At 66.1% G+C, this 13,253-nt stretch carries 14 protein-coding genes and 2 tRNA genes; 2 read left to right on the forward strand and 14 right to left on the reverse strand.

The features are described 5' to 3' along the window. Window positions 1-20: 20 nt before the first annotated feature. From nuoK to BMZ21_RS02535, 12 genes are all read right to left on the reverse strand, one after another. Window positions 21-329 (reverse strand): NADH-quinone oxidoreductase subunit NuoK, encoded by a 309-nt coding sequence (gene nuoK, locus BMZ21_RS02480; protein WP_091829440.1) that lies wholly within the window; start codon window positions 327-329, stop codon window positions 21-23. Beyond that, window positions 326-949, reverse strand: coding sequence for an NADH-quinone oxidoreductase subunit J (locus BMZ21_RS02485; RefSeq protein WP_091829442.1), 624 nt, complete (start codon window positions 947-949; stop codon window positions 326-328). Before BMZ21_RS02485 ends, nuoK begins: the two co-directional genes overlap by 4 nt. Window positions 950-1,078: 129 nt before the next feature. After that, a complete protein-coding gene (gene nuoI, locus BMZ21_RS02490; protein ID WP_057192642.1) occupies window positions 1,079-1,567 on the reverse strand; it encodes an NADH-quinone oxidoreductase subunit NuoI in 489 nt (162 codons plus the stop codon). A 21-nt stretch (window positions 1,568-1,588) separates the two neighbouring features. After that, entirely contained in the window at window positions 1,589-1,828 is a 240-nt protein-coding gene (locus BMZ21_RS02495) for a hypothetical protein (protein WP_091829444.1), read from the reverse strand. Next, the gene (gene nuoH, locus BMZ21_RS02500; RefSeq protein WP_091829447.1) at window positions 1,828-2,847 is read right to left on the reverse strand and encodes an NADH-quinone oxidoreductase subunit NuoH; all 1,020 of its coding nucleotides are present in this window, start codon (window positions 2,845-2,847) and stop codon (window positions 1,828-1,830) included. The genes BMZ21_RS02495 and nuoH overlap by 1 nt, the downstream gene beginning before the upstream one ends. A gap of 6 nt (window positions 2,848-2,853) precedes the next feature. After that, entirely contained in the window at window positions 2,854-4,917 is a 2,064-nt protein-coding gene (gene nuoG / locus BMZ21_RS02505; RefSeq protein ID WP_091829449.1) for an NADH-quinone oxidoreductase subunit NuoG, read from the reverse strand. A gap of 4 nt (window positions 4,918-4,921) precedes the next feature. Continuing rightward, a complete protein-coding gene (nuoF, locus tag BMZ21_RS02510) occupies window positions 4,922-6,226 on the reverse strand; it encodes an NADH-quinone oxidoreductase subunit NuoF (RefSeq protein WP_091829450.1) in 1,305 nt (434 codons plus the stop codon). A 10-nt stretch (window positions 6,227-6,236) separates the two neighbouring features. Then, window positions 6,237-7,481 (reverse strand): NADH-quinone oxidoreductase subunit NuoE, encoded by a 1,245-nt coding sequence (gene nuoE / locus BMZ21_RS02515; protein ID WP_091829452.1) that lies wholly within the window; start codon window positions 7,479-7,481, stop codon window positions 6,237-6,239. Continuing rightward, complete coding sequence (locus tag BMZ21_RS02520; RefSeq protein WP_091829454.1) at window positions 7,481-8,671, reverse strand: NADH-quinone oxidoreductase subunit D; 1,191 nt, start codon at window positions 8,669-8,671, stop codon at window positions 7,481-7,483. The genes nuoE and BMZ21_RS02520 overlap by 1 nt, the downstream gene beginning before the upstream one ends. 12 nt (window positions 8,672-8,683) lie before the next feature. After that, window positions 8,684-9,289 carry an NADH-quinone oxidoreductase subunit C gene (locus BMZ21_RS02525; protein ID WP_091829456.1) on the reverse strand — a complete coding sequence of 202 codons (606 nt, stop codon included), beginning with the start codon at window positions 9,287-9,289 and terminating at the stop codon, window positions 8,684-8,686. Window positions 9,290-9,325: 36 nt separating this feature from the next. Continuing rightward, on the reverse strand, window positions 9,326-9,904 hold the full coding sequence (locus BMZ21_RS02530; protein ID WP_091830506.1) for a NuoB/complex I 20 kDa subunit family protein: 579 nt from the start codon (window positions 9,902-9,904) through the stop codon (window positions 9,326-9,328). Window positions 9,905-9,971: 67 nt separating this feature from the next. Next, on the reverse strand, window positions 9,972-10,337 hold the full coding sequence (locus BMZ21_RS02535) for an NADH-quinone oxidoreductase subunit A (RefSeq protein ID WP_091830508.1): 366 nt from the start codon (window positions 10,335-10,337) through the stop codon (window positions 9,972-9,974). A 410-nt stretch (window positions 10,338-10,747) separates the two neighbouring features. Here BMZ21_RS02535 and BMZ21_RS02540 point away from each other — a divergent pair, with 410 nt between their 5' ends. Further along, window positions 10,748-11,365 carry a YcbK family protein gene (locus tag BMZ21_RS02540; protein ID WP_143079635.1) on the forward strand — a complete coding sequence of 206 codons (618 nt, stop codon included), beginning with the start codon at window positions 10,748-10,750 and terminating at the stop codon, window positions 11,363-11,365. Between the two features lie 202 nt (window positions 11,366-11,567). Here the strand turns inward: BMZ21_RS02540 and BMZ21_RS02545 are convergent. After that, window positions 11,568-11,644: transfer RNA gene (locus tag BMZ21_RS02545), tRNA-Asp, on the reverse strand. A 354-nt stretch (window positions 11,645-11,998) separates the two neighbouring features. On the opposite strand from BMZ21_RS02545, the gene BMZ21_RS02550 reads away from it, so the two are divergent. Beyond that, window positions 11,999-12,074 (forward strand) — tRNA-Val (locus BMZ21_RS02550). A gap of 18 nt (window positions 12,075-12,092) precedes the next feature. Here BMZ21_RS02550 and BMZ21_RS30555 read toward each other — a convergent pair. Then, window positions 12,093-13,175, reverse strand: a complete 1,083-nt coding sequence (locus BMZ21_RS30555) for a MerR family transcriptional regulator (RefSeq protein WP_208862203.1) — start codon at window positions 13,173-13,175, stop codon at window positions 12,093-12,095. Window positions 13,176-13,253: the final 78 nt, after the last annotated feature.

The following is a 13,253-nucleotide window of genomic DNA, read 5'->3' on the forward strand; positions in this document are numbered from 1 at the left end:
TTACGGGCGCGTCGCCGCGCTCAGCCTTTCATCATGTTGATGTCTTCCACCGCGATCGTGCCGCGGTTGCGGAAGTAGACGACGAGAATGGCGAGCCCGATCGCGGCCTCGGCGGCGGCGACGGTCAAAACCAGCATCGCGAAGACCTGGCCGACGATATCGTTCAGGAAGCTCGAGAAGGCGACGAAGTTGAGGTTGACCGAGAGCAGGATCAGCTCGATCGACATCAGGATGACGATGACGTTCTTGCGGTTGATGAAGATGCCGAGCACGCCGAGCGTGAACAGGATCGCAGCGACCGCGAGGTAAGATCCAAGCCCGACCATCACGCCATCTCCTCGGGAACGCCGGCGCGCGAGGGCACCTGCTTCACATCCATCGCCGCAGCCTTGGTGCGGGCGTTCTGGGTCGGGATATCCTGGCGCTTGATGCCCTTGCGGTCGCGCAGCGTCAGCACGATCGCGCCGATCATCGCGACCAGGAGCACGAGGCCGGCCGCCTGGAAATAGTAGATGTACTTCGTGTAGAGCACCTGGCCGAGCGCCGCGGTGTTGGTGACATTGGCCGGGATCGCCGCGACGGGCGCACGCACGATCTGCGGATCGATCACCCAGGCGCCGACGACCAGCAGCAATTCGACCGCGAAGATCAGTCCGATCAGGCCGCCGATCGGCAGGTATTGCAGGAAGCCCTGGCGCAACTCGGCGAAATCGACGTCGAGCATCATCACCACGAAGAGGAAGAGCACCGCGACCGCGCCGACATAGACGACGACCAGCAGCATCGCCAGGAACTCGGCCCCGAGCAGCAGGAACAGGCCCGCCGCGTTGACGAAGGCGAGGATCAGGAACAACACCGAATGCACCGGGTTGCGCGCCGAAATCACCATCAGCGCCGAGGCGATGGTGACGCCTGAGAAGAGATAGAAGAAAGCCGCTGCGGCATTCATCTTCGCCAGCCTTTCCGCCCTTGCCGGCGGCCCTCGTTTCATCAAGCGGCGGGCTCGAGTCCCGCCGCAGTTTGGAGCGTCTATAGTCAGGCCCGCCCAGCGCGACAACCGCGCGACGGGCCGCAGTTCTCAGCGATACGGCGCATCCATCGCGATGTTGCGCGCGATCTCGCGTTCCCAGCGGGCGCCGTTATCGAGCAGCTTGTCCTTGTCGTAGAACAGCTCCTCGCGCGTCTCGGTGGCGAACTCGAAATTCGGCCCCTCGACGATGGCGTCGACCGGGCAGGCCTCCTGGCAGAAGCCGCAATAGATGCACTTGGTCATGTCGATGTCGTAGCGCGTCGTGCGGCGGGTGCCGTCATTGCGGCGCGGGCCGGCCTCGATCGTGATCGCCTGCGCCGGGCAGATCGCCTCGCAGAGCTTGCAGGCGATGCAGCGTTCCTCGCCGTTCGGATAGCGGCGCAGCGCGTGCTCGCCCCGGAAGCGCGGCGAGAGTACGCCCTTCTCGAAGGGGTAGTTCAGCGTCGCCTTCGGCTTGAAGAAATAGCGCATCGACAAGGCGAACGCGCCGACGAACTCCTTGAGGAGCAGTCCCTTGGCGGCTTGCGCGAGTGACATCCGTCTCGTCCTTCTCTCGTCTCAGCCAAACAGAGTCCGGCCGATCAGGTAACCGACGATGGGCAGACCGCCCACCGAAACCACCAGCACCGCCGCCTTCAACAGGCGGATGCGCCGTTCGTAGTCGTCCTTCTCGGCCTCAGTCTTCGAGCTGTCGGTGCGGCGCAAGGCGCCGACCACCAGTCCAGTGACGAGCCGATACTCGATCAGGCCGACGACGAAGCCGATCAGGGCTCCGATCAGGCCGGCCTGACCCGCCATCAGGGAGCGGGCCCCCAACCGGTGATCTGCAGCACCGCCGCCACGATCACGACGCAAGCCAGCGACAGAGGCAGGAAGACCTTCCAGCCCAGCCGCATCAGCTGGTCATAGCGGTAGCGCGGCACGAAGGCCTTCACCATCGCGAACATGAAGAAGACCAGCATCACCTTCAGCACGAACCAGACCACGCCCGGCAGCCAAGTGAAGGGCGCGATCGGGAACGGCGGCAGCCAGCCCCCGAGGAAGAGGATCGTGGTGAGCGAGCACATGGTCATGATCGCCACGTATTCGCCGAGCATGAACAGCAGATAAGGGGTCGAGGAGTATTCGACCATGAAGCCCGCGACGAGCTCCGACTCCGCTTCGGCCAGATCGAAGGGCGGCCGGTTCGTCTCGGCCAGCGCCGAGATGAAGAAGACGATGAACATCGGGAAGAGCGGCAGCCAGTACCAGCCGAACAGGCCGGCCCTGGTGTTCTGCGCCTCGACGATCGCCGAGAGGTTGAGCGAGCCGACGCAGAGCAGCACGGTGACGATCACGAAGCCGATCGAGACCTCGTAGGAGACCATCTGCGCCGCCGAGCGCAGCGCGCTGAGGAACGGGTACTTCGAGTTCGAAGCCCAGCCGCCCATGATGATGCCGTAGACGCCGAGCGAGGAGATCGCGAAGATGTAGAGCACGCCGACATTGATGTCGGCGATCGCCCAGCCTTCCGCCACGGGGATCACCGCCCAGGCCGCCAGCGCCAGCAGGCAGGTGACCAGCGGCGCCAGCAAGAACACGCCCTTGTTGGAGCCCGAGGGTATGATCGGCTCCTTGAAGACGAATTTCAGCAGGTCGGCGAAGCTCTGCAGCAGGCCGAAGGGGCCGACGACGTTGGGGCCGCGACGCAGCTGCACCGCCGCCCAGACCTTGCGGTCGGCGAGCAGCATGAAGGCGATGAAGACCAGCAGCGCAACCAGCAGCAGCAGGCTCTTGCCGGCGATGATCGCGAGATCGAGGACGAGGTCCCAGTTCATCGAGGCTTACTCCGCCGCCTGGCGCATGCGGCCGGAGGCCAGCGCCGAGCATTCCGCCATCACCGCCGAAGCGCGGGCGATCGGGTTCGTGGTGTAGAAGTCGGCGATGGCCGGGGTAAAGCCGGACTTGTCGGTCGCGCCGCCCTGCCCGGCCAGCTTCGCCAGTCCGGAGCGATCGCTTTCGGCGACCGTATCGACTGCCGCGAAATGCGGATGGGCGGCATAGAGCTCGCGGCGCAGTGCCGACAGAGAATCGAAGGGCAGCGGCTTGCCGAGCGACGCGGAGAGCGCGCGCAGGATCGCCCAGTCCTCCTTGGCATCGCCCGGCGGGAAGGTGGCGCGCGCCGCCATCTGAACCCGCCCTTCCGTGTTGACGAAGGTGCCGGATTTCTCGGTGTAGGCCGCGCCCGGCAGGATCACGTCGGCGCGGTGCGCGCCCTTGTCGCCATGGCTGCCCTGGTAGACGACGAAGGCGCCGGCCGGAACCTCGACCTCGTCGGCGCCGAGCAGGAAGAGCACGTCGAGCGCGCCCTCCCTGGTCATGCCGGCGACGTCGAGACCGCCCTCGCCCGGCACGAAGCCGAGATCGAGACCGCCGACGCGGGCGGCCGCGGTGTGCAGCACGCCAAAACCGTTCCAGCCGTCCTTGACCGCGCCGAGGACCTCGGCCGCCTTGGCCGCGAGCGAGAGCACGGCGGCGCCGTCGCCGCGGGTGAGAGCGCCCTGCCCGACCAGCACCATCGGCCGCTCGCCGGCCGCACCGGCGCGCTTGACCAGATCGGCCAGCGTCTCGGCGCCGGCGCCGAGATAGTCATAGGCATAGGTCAGGTCGACGGCCTCGCCGATCAGCGAGACCTTGAAGTCGCCGCGCAGCCAGCGCTTGCGGATGCGGGCGTTGACGATCGGCGCCTCGCGGCGCGGGTTCGAGCCGATGATAAGCAGCGAGGTCGCGTCCTCGATGCCGGCGATGCCGGTGTTGAGGATGTAGCTGGCCCGGCCGAAGGCCGGGTCGAGCTTCGCCCCATCCTGGCGGCAGTCGAGATTGGCCGAGCCGAGGCCGGCCATCAGCGCCTTCAGCGCATACATCTCCTCGACCGCTGCGAGATCCCCGGCGATGGCGCCGATCCGCTCGGGCTTGGCGGCCTTGAGCTTGGACGCGACCAGCGCGAGCGCCTCGGTCCAGCTCGCCGGACGCAGGGCGCCGTTCTCGCGGATATAGGGCCGATCGAGCCGCTGGGTGCGGAGGCCGTCGGCGATGTGGCGGGTCTTGTCGGAGATCCATTCCTCGTTCACCGCCTCGTTGACGCGCGGCAGAACGCGCATCACCTCACGGCCGCGCGAGTCGACGCGGATCGCCGAGCCGACCGCGTCCATCACGTCGATGGATTCGGTCTTGGTCAGCTCCCACGGCCGGGCCTTGTTCTGGTAGGGCTTGGAGGTCAGGGCGCCGACCGGGCAAAGGTCGACGACATTGCCCTGCAACTCCGAGCTCATCGCGTGCTCGAGATAGGTGGTGATCTCCATGTCCTCGCCGCGGCCGATCGCGCCGAGGTCGGAGGCGCCGGCGACCTCGGTGGTGAAGCGGACGCAGCGCGTGCACTGGATGCAGCGCGTCATCGAGGTCTTGACCAGCGGGCCGATATACTTGTCCTCGACGGCGCGCTTGTTCTCGGCATAGCGCGAGGTGTCGACGCCGTAGGCCATGGCCTGGTCCTGCAGGTCGCACTCGCCGCCCTGGTCGCAGATCGGGCAGTCGAGCGGGTGGTTGATGAGCAGGAACTCCATCACCCCTTCGCGCGCCTTCTTGACCATGGGCGACTTGGTCAGCACGACCGGCGGCTCGCCATTCGGGCCTGGGCGCAGGTCGCGCACGCCGATGGCGCAGGAGGCCTGCGGCTTCGGCGGGCCACCCTTCACCTCGACCAGGCACATGCGGCAATTGCCGGCGATCGAGAGCCGCTCATGGAAGCAGAAGCGCGGAACCTCGGCGCCAGCCGCCTCGCAGGCCTGGAGCACGGTGTACTCCGGCGGGACGTCGACCTCGATGCCGTCGATGAGGAGTTTGGTCATGGTCTCACTCCGCCGCCATGAGCCTGACCGGCTCGCCATGCGGGTTGGCGGCATAGTCGTCGATGCGCTGCTCGATCTCGTGACGGAAATGGTGGATCAGGCCCTGGATCGGCCAGGCGGCAGCATCGCCCAGCGCGCAGATGGTGTGGCCCTCGATCTGCTTGGAAACGTCGAGCAGCATGTCGATCTCGCGCTTCTGAGCGCGACCTTCGGCCATGCGGTTGACGACGCGCCACATCCAGCCGGTGCCCTCGCGGCAGGGCGTGCACTGGCCGCAGCTCTCATGCTTGTAGAAATAGCTGATGCGGGCGATGGCGCGGATGATGTCGGTCGACTTGTCCATGACGATCACCGCCGCCGTGCCGAGGCCCGACTTCAGCTTGGAGAGCGAGTCGAAATCCATCGGCGTGTCGATGATCTGCTCGGCCGGCACCATGCGCACCGACGAGCCGCCGGGGATGACCGCCTTGAGGTTGTCCCAGCCGCCGCGGATGCCGCCGCAATGGCGATCGATCAGCTCCCGGAATGTCAGGCCCATCGCCTCTTCGACGTTGCAGGGCTTGTTCACATGCCCGGAGACGCAGAACAGCTTGGTGCCGACATTGTTCGGCGTGCCGATCGATGAGAACCAGCTCGCGCCACGGCGCAGGATGGTCGGCGCGACCGCGATCGACTCGACGTTGTTGACGGTGGTCGGGCAGCCGTAGAGGCCGACATTGGCCGGGAAAGGCGGCTTCAGCCGAGGCATGCCCTTCTTGCCTTCGAGGCTCTCCAGCAGCGCCGTCTCTTCACCGCAGATATAGGCGCCGGCGCCGTGATGCACATAGAGATCAAAGGGATAGCCGTGCTTGTTGTTCTTGCCGATGAGGTTCGCCTCATAGGCCTCGTCAACGGCACGCTGCAGCGCCTCGCGCTCGCGGACATATTCGCCGCGGATGTAGATGTAGGCGGCGTGTGCGCCCATGGCGAAGGAGGCGATCAGGCAGCCCTCGACCAGCGTATGCGGGTCGTTGCGCATGATCTCGCGGTCCTTGCAGGTGCCGGGCTCCGACTCGTCGGCGTTGACGACGAGGTAGTGCGGGCGCCCGTCGCTCTGCTTGGGCATGAACGACCATTTCAGGCCGGTCGGGAAGCCGGCGCCGCCCCGCCCGCGCAGGCCCGACTTCTTCATCTCGTCGATGATCCAGTCGCGCCCCTGCTCGAGCAGGAACTTGGTGCCGTCCCAGGCACCACGCTGCATGGCGCCCTTCAGCGACAGGTCATGGAGGCCGTAGAGATTGGTGAAGATGCGGTCGCGATCAGCAAGCATCGTTATCGCCTCAGTTCGCCGGCTTGTCGCCGAGCTTGCTCTCCGGCCGCCAGCCGGTAGCGAGCTTCTTCGCCTGCGAGATCCAGTCGTCGCGGACCGCCCTGCCCTTGAAACCGGTCAGTCTTGCATCGACCCAGGCGAGTTCAGCCGGGGTCCAGGCAGAAATCTGGTCATAGTGCCAGACGCCCATCTCGTTGAGCATCTTGCCGAGCTTGGGACCGACGCCCCAGATCAGTTCGAGATCGTCGCCCTTGCCGTCGCGGGCCGCGGTCAGCAGAGCGGGCTTGGATTCGGGTACGGCTGGAGCCGGGTCCGTGGCGGGTGCAGCCTTGGCCGCCGGTGCCTTCGGAGCCTCGGTCTTGGCGGTGTCGTTGATCGCCTTGCTCGTCGCGGACGGGGTGTCCTGCGCGGCGCTCGCCGGCTGCTTCGGATCGGACGGCTGCGGGCGGCCGGGCGCGGCTGCCTCGGGAGCCGGCGCGGTCTTGACGTCGGTCGGGCCGGCCTTGGCCGCTGCGGCTGCAGTCTCCGCCTCCGCCTTGGCCTTGGCCTCGGCCGCAGCCTTCTCGCTGGCGATCCTGATCGCGGCCTCTTCGCGCTGCCTGGTGATGCGGGCCTGCCAGTCGCCGGCACCAATCACCGAACCGTCGAACAGGGCCGGGTCCTTCAGCGTGTCGCCGCCGCCGAGCGGCTCCGAGCAGGAGCGGTCGACCTGCGGGCCGGGCTTGGTCGGGCGGCCGTGGCGCAGATCGTCCAGCAGCTTGCGGAAATTCTCAGGGTCGAGGTCTTCGTAGTAATCGAAATTGATCTGCGCCATCGGGGCGTTGCAGCAGGCGCCGAGGCACTCGACCTCGAGCCAGGACAGCTTGCCGTCGGCCGTGACGGTCGACTGCGGGCCGATCACGTCCTCGCAGACCTTCTTCAGCGCTTCGGCACCCCGCAGGGCGCAGGGCGTCGTGCCACAGAGCTGGATGAAATGCGTGCCGACCGGCTGCAGGTTGAACATGGTGTAGAAGGTCGCGACCTCCAGCACCCGCATCGGCGCCATGCCAAGCTTATGGGCAACCGCCTCGATCGCGGCGCGCGGCAGCCAGCCATGATGCTGCTCCTGCGCCTTCCACAGCAGCGGGATCACGGCCGAGGCCTGCCGGCCTTCGGGGTACTTGGCGATCTGCTGGTCGGCCCAGTTCTCGTTCGCCGCATTGAAGGCGAAGGAGGCCGGCTGAACATGATCGGGCGCGAGACGACGGACGGACATCAGCGGTCCACCTCACCAAAGACGATATCGAGGGAGCCGAGGATCGCGGAGACGTCGGCGAGCATGTGCTTGCGGCACATGAAATCCATGGCCTGGAGATGGGCGAAGCCCGGCGCCTTGATCTTGCAGCGATAGGGCTTGTTGGTGCCGTCGGAGACGAGATAGACGCCGAATTCGCCCTTCGGGGCCTCGACGGCGGCATAAACCTCGCCCTCGGGCACCTTGTAGCCCTCGGTGTACAGCTTGAAGTGGTGGATCAGCGCTTCCATCGAGCGCTTCATCTCGCCGCGCTTGGGCGGCACCATCTTGCCGTCGAGCGAGGAGACCGGGCCGCCGCCATCGGCCGCCAACAGCTTCTCGCAGCACTGCTTCATGATGCGCACCGACTGGCGCATCTCTTCCATGCGGATGCAGTAGCGGTCGTAGCAGTCGCCGTTCTTGCCGACGGGGATGTCGAATTCCATCTCCTCGTAGCACTCGTAGGGCTGCGACTTGCGCAGGTCCCAGGGCGCACCGGAGCCGCGCACCATCACGCCCGAGAAGCCCCATTTCCAGCAGGTTTCGAGATCGACGACGCCGATGTCGACATTGCGCTGCTTGAAGATGCGGTTGTCGGTGAGCAGGCCTTCGAGGTCGTCGCAGACCTTGAGGAACGGGTCGCACCACTCGGCGATGTCGTGGATGAGCGAGGTCGGCAGGTCCTGGTGGACGCCGCCCGGCCGGACATAGGCCGCGTGCATGCGCGCGCCGCAGGCCCGCTCGTAGAAGATCATCAGCTTTTCGCGCTCCTCGAAGCCCCACAGCGGTGGGGTGAGCGCGCCGACGTCCATCGCCTGCGTGGTGACGTTGAGGATGTGCGAGAGGATGCGGCCGATCTCGGAATAGAGCACCCGGATGAGCTGGCCGCGGCGCGGCACGGTCACGCCCATCAGCTTCTCGACCGCGAGCGCGTACGCATGCTCCTGGTTCATCGGCGCGACATAGTCGAGCCGGTCGAAATAGGGCACGGCCTGGAGATAGGTCTTGTGCTCGATCAGCTTCTCGGTGCCGCGATGCAGCAGGCCGATATGCGGATCGACGCGCTCGACGATCTCGCCGTCGAGCTCCAGCACCAGACGCAGCACGCCGTGCGCCGCCGGATGCTGCGGGCCGAAGTTGATCGAGAAATTGCGGATGTTGTGCTCTGACATCGCCCAGTCCGATCAGGCCGTCTTGGCTTTTTCATCGCCCGGGAGGACGTATTCCGTCCCTTCCCAGGGCGAGAGGAAGTCGAAGTTGCGGAATTCCTGGTTCAGCTTCACCGGCTCGTAGACGACGCGCTTCTGCTCATCGTCGTAGCGGACCTCGACGAAGCCGGTCAGCGGGAAGTCCTTGCGCAGCGGATAGCCCTCGAAGCCGTAGTCGGTGAGGATGCGGCGCAGATCCGGATGGTTCGAGAACAGGATGCCGTAGAAATCGTAGGCCTCGCGCTCGTACCAGTTCGCTGCCGGGAAGACCTCGATCACGGAGGGGACCGGGGTCGCCTCGTCGGCCTGGACCTTGACGCGGATGCGCCGGTTATGGCGCGGCGAGAGCAGGTGATAGACGACCTCGAAGCGCTTCTCGCGCTGCGGATAGTCGGCGCCGGCGATGTCGGTGAAATTGACGAAGCGGAAGCGCTGATCGTCATAGAGGGTCTTGAGGACCCGCACGATCTCGGCCGCCTCGGCCAGCACCGTGATCTCGTCGAAGGCGACGACGATGTCGGTCACCGCGCCGGGCAGCGCCGCCTTGATCTCTTCGCCCAATGTCACGAGCGCTTCGCTCATCGCATCACCTTCGCAAGCCACCGGTCGCCAAACGCCTCAGCGCTCGATCGTCCCGGTCCGCCGGATCTTCTTCTGCAGCAGCAGCACGCCATAGAGCAGCGCTTCCGCGGTCGGCGGGCAGCCCGGCACATAGACGTCGATCGGCACGATGCGGTCGCAGCCGCGCACCACCGAATAGCTGTAGTGGTAGTAGCCGCCGCCATTGGCGCAGGAGCCCATCGAGATGACGTAGCGAGGCTCCGGCATCTGGTCGTAGACCTTGCGCAGGGCCGGGGCCATCTTGTTGGTCAGCGTGCCGGCGACGATCATCACGTCCGACTGCCGCGGTGAGGCGCGCGGGGCGAAGCCGAAGCGCTCGACGTCGTAGCGCGGCATGGAGAGCTGCATCATCTCGACCGCGCAGCAGGCGAGGCCGAAGGTCATCCACATCAGCGAGCCGGTGCGGGCCCAGTTGATCAGGTCGTCGCTCGCCGTGACGAGGAAGCCCTTGTCGGCCAGCTCGTTGTTGATCTCGACGAAATAGGGATCGCGCGCGCCGAGCGGCTTGCCGTCGGGGCCGAGCAGACCCCTGGGAGCCTGCGCGACGAGCGGATCACCGCGATCGATCGCTGTCATGGCCATCAGTTCGAACCTTTGGGTTTCGTCGAATGTAAATTGATATCAGCCCGACGCGACAAAACGATCAATCCCACTCGAGCGCGCCCTTGCGCCACTCGTAGACGAAGCCGACCGTCAGCACGCCGAGGAAAACCATCATAGACCAGAAGCCGACCCAGCCGAGCCCGCCGAAGGCGACCGCCCAAGGGAAGAGGAAAGCGACTTCGAGATCGAAGATGATGAAGAGGATGGCGACGAGATAGAAGCGCACGTCGAACTTCATGCGCGCGTCGTCGAAGGCGTTGAAGCCGCATTCATAGGCCGAGAGCTTCTCGGCGTCCGGCTTGGAATAGGCCACGGCGAAGGGCGCGATCAGCAAGGCGAGGCCGATCACCAGCGACAGGCCGATGAAGATCACCAGAGGCAGGTAGTCCGACAGCAGGGACTGCACAGGAAGAGCTTGCATCTGTCACCCCGCTTCAACCCGGCGCCGCGACTGGCGCCCTCAATCTCGCCAGTCGATTAGACCCTGCTTTAGAATCACGCAAGGGTTCGCCGCGCCGCACAACGCGCCTGTCGCCATGTCTTTGCCGCATATGCGCGAGCCGCCCGCGGAAGCGTCGCGATTCCCGGCTGTTTCGGGGCCGATTTTCGTGATCGGCCGCGCCTGGCCCAAGACGGTTGTCGCAGCGCGCAGAAGCATGGCAAACGGGGACGCAATGCGAAGTCTTCGGCGCCGACACGATTCGTCGGCAGGCACTGCCGATGCGTCAGGAGCACCGTTGCGGGAATGCCGTGGCCAACAACGCATCGTGATCGCGCGCTCTTGGCCGCAGCCTTGCCATCGGCATCTCGGATCGCATGAGCGCAATGCGGAGGACAGCGCTGGCCTGCGCCATTGCGATGGCGTTCGGCGCCGAGGCGACGGCGCAGATGATGCTCGCGCCGTTGCCGCCCGAGCGCCCCTTCGATCTCGACCTGCAGGTCAAGCCGGGCGCGCCACCGGTCGTCGTACTACCCCAGGCTCCGATCGCGGCCAGCGTCGTGACCACGCCGGGCCCTGCGCCCACCCTCGCCCAGCCCGAGCCCGATGACGATGAGGGACCCGAATGGCCTCAGCGGACGCCGGGGCAGACCGCCGAGGAACCCGCCTTCGATCCCAACGAGAAGCCCGACAGGCCGGGAATCTCGACCGATCCAGGCACCTCGATCGTCTGCCTGCCGCCGGTGCTGAAGAGCATTCTCGGCAAGATCTCGGACAAGTACGGAGCGGTGAAGGTGACCTCAACCTGGCGGCCGCCCTGGCGGGCACGACGCGGCTCCTTCCACAAGCGCTGCGAGGCGATGGATTTCCGTGTGCCGGGCGTCAGGCCGCGCGCCGTGCTGGAATGGGTACGTACCCTGCCCGAGGTTGGCGGCAACAAAGTCTACTGGAACGGGCTGATCCACATCGACACAGGGCCGCGCCGGCCCTGGTGAGCTCATGCCGGCTCCTGCCCGGAGCGTGTCGGAGCGCGTGATCGGGCGCTCCCTCACCGCCTCGGCGCAGCATAGGCGACAGCCAAGCGAGACGTCGCATCGGACAGTGCAGGCAATTTGCGGAGGACGGGAACCCGTGTCCGAACAGCTTCAGCACGACATGAAGCAACAGCTTCAACAGACTGGGATTATGTGCTGAAAATGGCGCGGGCGACGGGGCTCGAACCCGCGACCTCCGGCGTGACAGGCCGGCACTCTAACCAACTGAGCTACGCCCGCGCGGGCGGCGGAGGAACTCGTCCCCGGCGGCGTTGGGATTATGGCCCCCGGCCCTGACTGTCAAGCACAGAAGCCGTCAAAATATCGATCACCGCCAAAGTCGGTGGAAAGAGGCTGAAACCGGCAGTTATCCAGCTCTGCGATCGAGGCGACCTGCGTTGATCGATCGGCGTGCCCGGCCAGCGACGGCGAATCTGGGCTGCGGACTCCGCAATTGCGTCCTTCTGGCATGGCGCCTGGAGCTGTTCAGATCGCCCCGCGGGATTTGCCGCGAAACTCGCCGCTGGGCAAAGGCTGCGGACTCCGCGCCCTGTGGCTTGCGCAGCCGGCGCCATAGCCTTAAACGGCGGGCAAGGGCGGTTAGCTCAGTCGGTAGAGCGCTTCGTTTACACCGAAGATGTCGGCGGTTCGAGCCCGTCACCGCCCACCAGTCTTTCCTTTGAGCCACTCAGGCCGGCAGCATCCAGAGCGTGTGGACGCGGCCGTCCTGGCCGAAGCCAATGCCGCATTGCAGAGTGCCCTGGGCGAACTGCGCCTCGTAGATGTCGACGCCATCGTCGGCGACCCGGCGGAAGCCGAGCTTGCGCAGATCGCCCTTCGATTCGAGTTCGGCGCTGACGATAGGCTGCTGCTCGCGCACGATCTCCGCCAGCTCTTCACTCAAAAGCTCGGACGGTATGGTGCCGCACCGCTGCTGTTCGAGGAAGTCGCGCAAGGTCTCTTCGCTGCGCGGATGCGGGACACGGTTGCGCACCCGCTCGCCGAGCTCCTCGCTCTGGCGCTTCGCCTCGGCCTCGTCGATGCGCTTGGCGACAGCCTCGTACCCGCCCTGATGCAGTGTCAGCGTCTCGGCGCGGTCGCTCCCAGCCGACGCGAAGGTGAGCTGGGCCGGAACGACCTTCAGGAAGAAATTGCTTTCATTCTCGGCGAAGAGCTCGACCTTGGGCTGGCCGGTGAGCTGCAGGAAGAAGCGATCGCCTTCCAGGGTGACGGCCATGATCAGCCCGACAGGATGCTTGTAGAAGCCCGTACAGCGCTCGAAGCGGCGTGGGTCGATCTTGACCTCGGTGCGCGGCCGCGCCTGGTCGTAGCGCCGCCAGGCAACGGTATCGGTGTTGCTCTCGGTCATGTTGGCCTCCTTCGCGAGCCTGATCAGTTCGTCGGCAGTGAGGGAGGCGCCTGTGGCCAGCTTGGCCTGCGCGGCGCGGACCAGGGCAAGCCCCTGCTCGGCCCGCTCGCGTTGCTCGGCGAGCAGATCGTGCTGGATGCTGAGAACCCCGGCGAGATCGGTGGCCTTGCCCTGCAGCAGGGCCGTGATCCGCTGCAGGCTCAGGCCCAGCCGCTTCAGCGCGAGGATCTCGTGCAAGCGCGCGATCTCGTTAGCGCCGTAGAGGCGCCAACCCTTCTGCGTCCGCCGCGGCCGGATCAGGCCGTGCTCCTCGTAGAGCCGCAAAGCCCGCTTCGACAGCCCGATCCGGGCCGAACACTCATTGGCCTCGAGCCAGATCTCGCTATCGTTCCGCGCGCTCATCGGCACCTCCTGACCCAGCGCTAAGCTATGACGCAGGGTGCGGCTCAAGGGCCCAGCCAATAAAAAAAGGCCGCCGGC

The organism is Allobosea lupini (genome assembly GCF_900109525.1).
In the GTDB taxonomy this organism is placed as follows: domain Bacteria; phylum Pseudomonadota; class Alphaproteobacteria; order Rhizobiales; family Beijerinckiaceae; genus Allobosea; species Allobosea lupini.

Bases quoted from the DNA above. Each gene is read 5' to 3' on its own strand.
- BMZ21_RS02495 (WP_091829444.1), bottom strand. From the start codon at position 1,828: ATGGCGGGTCAGGCCGGCCTGATCGGAGCCCTGATCGGCTTCGTCGTC.
- BMZ21_RS02525 (WP_091829456.1), bottom strand. From the start codon at position 9,289: ATGAGCGAAGCGCTCGTGACATTGGGCGAAGAGATCAAGGCGGCGCTG.
- nuoF (WP_091829450.1), bottom strand. From the start codon at position 6,226: ATGCTTGCTGATCGCGACCGCATCTTCACCAATCTCTACGGCCTCCAT.
- BMZ21_RS02540 (WP_143079635.1), top strand. From the start codon at position 10,748: ATGAGCGCAATGCGGAGGACAGCGCTGGCCTGCGCCATTGCGATGGCG.
- BMZ21_RS30555 (WP_208862203.1), bottom strand. From the start codon at position 13,175: ATGAGCGCGCGGAACGATAGCGAGATCTGGCTCGAGGCCAATGAGTGT.
- BMZ21_RS02530 (WP_091830506.1), bottom strand. From the start codon at position 9,904: ATGACAGCGATCGATCGCGGTGATCCGCTCGTCGCGCAGGCTCCCAGG.
- nuoG (WP_091829449.1), bottom strand. From the start codon at position 4,917: ATGACCAAACTCCTCATCGACGGCATCGAGGTCGACGTCCCGCCGGAG.
- BMZ21_RS02520 (WP_091829454.1), bottom strand. From the start codon at position 8,671: ATGTCAGAGCACAACATCCGCAATTTCTCGATCAACTTCGGCCCGCAG.
- nuoI (WP_057192642.1), bottom strand. From the start codon at position 1,567: ATGTCACTCGCGCAAGCCGCCAAGGGACTGCTCCTCAAGGAGTTCGTC.
- nuoH (WP_091829447.1), bottom strand. From the start codon at position 2,847: ATGAACTGGGACCTCGTCCTCGATCTCGCGATCATCGCCGGCAAGAGC.
- BMZ21_RS02485 (WP_091829442.1), bottom strand. From the start codon at position 949: ATGAATGCCGCAGCGGCTTTCTTCTATCTCTTCTCAGGCGTCACCATC.
- nuoE (WP_091829452.1), bottom strand. From the start codon at position 7,481: ATGTCCGTCCGTCGTCTCGCGCCCGATCATGTTCAGCCGGCCTCCTTC.